Raw genomic sequence first — 2,380 nt, forward strand, 5'->3', positions numbered from 1 at the left:
GGTAAGCACCCGGCGATCCCCTCTTGACCGAGCGTCAGGCTGAATCCGGCCTCCAGCGATGGGGTAGCATCTCCCCGATCCGACTCTGGGGCTGAGTCGGCAATCGAGTGAGGATGTCCTTCAGATAGGCGAAGGGCTCATGCCCATTGAGGCGCGCCGACTGAATCAGACTCATGATCGCCGCGGCTCGCTTGCCGGCGCGTAGCGAGCCGGCAAAGAGCCAGTTCTTGCGGCCGATGGCAATCGGCCGGATCTGGTTCTCGATCCAGTTATTATCGATCGGCACGTTCCCATCGGTCAGGTAATGGGTCAGCGCCACCCAGCGCTTGAGGGTGTAGTCGATGGCCTTGGCACTGGATGATCCGTTGGGGATCTTGCCCCGACACGCCAGCAGCCAAGCCTTGAAGTCTTCCAGCAGCGGCTTCGCCTTGGTCTCCCGCAGCGCCTGGCGGGCAGCGGCGTCCAGTTCGCGCACCGCCTGCTCGATGGCGTAGAAAGCGGCGATCCGCTCCAGCGCCTCGCCAGCGATCTGGCTCTGCCCGTGTTCCTTCAACTCGAAGAACTTGCGCCGGGCGTGGGCCATGCAGCCCGCTTCCGTGACGCCTTGGGCGATCAAGGCTTTGTAGCCCGAGTAGTCGTCGCAGACGAGGGTGCCACGCCAGTCGCCCAGGAAGTCCTGCGCGTGCTTGCCGGCGCGGCTGTCAGCAAAGTCGTAGATGACCGCCCGGACCGGATCGTGGGCGCCGATGCTGTAGGACCACAGATAGGCCCGGTGCGTCTTGCCGGCCCCCGGGTCGAGCATCGCCACCGGTGTTTCGTCCGCGTGCAGCACCGGGAAGGCGAGGAGTTCGTCCCTCAGTGCATCGACCAGGGGCTGAAGCTGCACGCCCATCTGGCCGACCCATTGGGCGAGCGTGGATTGGGGAACGGCGAGCCCCGCCCGGCCGAAGATCCCTTCCTGGCGGTACAGCGGCAGATGATCCTGGTACTTGGCCACCAGCACCTGGGCCAGTAGCCCGGCGGTGGGGAGGCCCTTGTCGATCACGTGGGCGGACACCGGGGCCTGCACCAGGGTTTCGCACGCCTGGCAGACCCATTTGCCGCGGATGTGGCGCTCGACGCTGAAGACACCGGGGGTGTAGTCGAGCTTCTCCGCCACGTCCTCGCCGATGCGTCTCATCTGGCAACCGCAGGCGCAGGTGGTGCTGTCCGGCTCGTGGTGGATCTCGGTACGGGGCAACTCGGGCGGCAGGGGTTTGCGCTTGGCCTGGCCCTTGGCAGCAAGCGGTTTGCCGGAGAGCTGTTCAAGCTCCTTGGTCATCGCCGCCAGGTCGGCCTCGACCGTCTCCTCGAACAGCTGGGCCTGCTCCAGCGGCAGGCGCTCGGTCTTGACCCCGAAACGCCAGCGTTTGTGCAGCGAGAGCTCGTGGGTGAGCTGATCGATCTTGGTCTGGCGCCAGGTGAGCTCCCGATCCTGCGCGATGAGCAGCTGGCGCAGGGTGTCGGCATCGAGTTCGTGGAGGTTGGTGGGGAGAGCCATGCGTAGATCATGCCGCTGGGGCACGGATCCAGCCATCGGGACATCCCCCGATGGTGGACCGTCAAATCATCCGGATCGCGCCGTCGCCGCCCAATTGCTGCCAGGGCAGGCCGAGCACCAGCGCGTCGAACTGGGCCTGGGTGAGCGTGAGCGAACCGTCCCCCTCGGCCCAACGGAAGCGTCCCTGATGGAGCCGCCGGCAGGCGAGCCAGATCCCCTGGCCGTCGTGGACCAGCACCTTCATCCGGGTGCCGCGCCGGTTGGCGAAGAGGTAGGCGTGATGCGGGCGTGCCTCGCCGAAGACCCGCACCACCTGGGCGAGGAGCGTGTCCATGCCGGCTCGCATGTCGAGCGGCGCCGCCGACAACCAGAGCGCCTCGACCCGGATCATCCGAGCCACTCGCACAGCCAGGCTCCGCACGCGGCGGCCGAGGACGCCGGCCACTCGACCGTGACCGACGCAGCCCCCTTGCGCAATTCAATCCGGATCGGCGCATCAGGGCAGGAGGGAAGCTGCACCGGGACGAAGCCGCCCACCGGCTCGGAGGCCGCCACACGTAACGGCAGGCAGGACAACTCGGGCGGCGCGATGCCCCGTTCGCGCATCCAGCGCCGCAGCTGGTTGGCGTTGATCCTGTTGGCCAGGGCCACGCCGGCGACCGAGGCGCCGGGCTCGCCGCAGGCTTCGATCAATGATCGCTTGAACTCCTCGGAATGGGTTCGGCGGATTCGGCGGGGCTGCTGCGTGATGGTCATGGAAGTGTCCACTTCTAATGCGTAGTGGACACTATGGTTAGCGAGCTAAGGGGCTGGCGGAAGATGGGTTAGCCGGGGGCTTAC

Annotated in this window: 3 protein-coding genes; all 3 read right to left on the minus strand. The window is 66.8% G+C overall.

The window, feature by feature from the left end; translation table 11 throughout:
* Positions 1-34: 34 nt before the first annotated feature.
* Positions 35-1,540: an IS66 family transposase gene (locus B4920_RS25690; RefSeq protein ID WP_079437580.1), complete on the minus strand. Its 1,506-nt coding sequence runs from the start codon at positions 1,538-1,540 to the stop codon at positions 35-37.
* 61 nt (positions 1,541-1,601) lie between these two features.
* Entirely contained in the window at positions 1,602-1,931 is a 330-nt protein-coding gene (tnpB, locus tag B4920_RS25695; protein WP_079437581.1) for an IS66 family insertion sequence element accessory protein TnpB, read from the minus strand.
* Positions 1,928-2,296 (minus strand): transposase, encoded by a 369-nt coding sequence (locus B4920_RS25700; RefSeq protein WP_088179550.1) that lies wholly within the window; start codon positions 2,294-2,296, stop codon positions 1,928-1,930. Before B4920_RS25700 ends, tnpB begins: the two co-directional genes overlap by 4 nt.
* Positions 2,297-2,380 lie beyond the last annotated feature (84 nt).

Source organism: Zoogloea sp. LCSB751 (assembly GCF_002028455.1).
In the GTDB taxonomy this organism is placed as follows: Bacteria; Pseudomonadota; Gammaproteobacteria; order Burkholderiales; family Rhodocyclaceae; genus Zoogloea.

Excerpts from the sequence above, each read along its gene's own strand:
- B4920_RS25700 (WP_088179550.1), bottom strand. The coding sequence starts at position 2,296 with ATGACCATCACGCAGCAGCCCCGCCGAATCCGCCGAACCCATTCCGAG.
- tnpB (WP_079437581.1), bottom strand. The coding sequence starts at position 1,931 with ATGATCCGGGTCGAGGCGCTCTGGTTGTCGGCGGCGCCGCTCGACATG.
- B4920_RS25690 (WP_079437580.1), bottom strand. The coding sequence starts at position 1,540 with ATGGCTCTCCCCACCAACCTCCACGAACTCGATGCCGACACCCTGCGC.